General features: G+C 37.5%; 1 protein-coding gene. It reads left to right on the forward strand.

The window, feature by feature from the left end:
• Window positions 1–32 precede the first annotated feature (32 nt).
• A partial coding sequence (locus tag ACFILA_RS09930) for an AAA family ATPase (protein ID WP_375661170.1) occupies window positions 33–251 on the forward strand: 219 nt, incomplete at its 3' end.

Below are 251 nucleotides of genomic sequence, written 5' to 3' on the forward strand. Positions count from 1 at the left end.
CGGTCAAAATTGAAAGTAAGTAGTGATCGCAGATGATTCTTCAGGAGCTGCACCTGAAAAATTTCCGTAATTATGATGATTTACAGGTTGAGTTTTCCCCTGGCATTAACATCTTTATTGGTGAAAATGCTCAGGGGAAAACGAATCTTTTGGAAGCCATTCATGTTTTAGCATTAACCAAAAGCTATCGTACTTCTAAGGATCGAGAGATGATCCAATGGAAGCATAAACAAGCGTTTTTATCAGGAAAA

Origin of the sequence: Bartonella sp. CL71SXKL (genome assembly GCF_042194935.1) — a bacterium.
Classification (GTDB): Bacteria; Pseudomonadota; Alphaproteobacteria; order Rhizobiales; family Rhizobiaceae; genus Bartonella.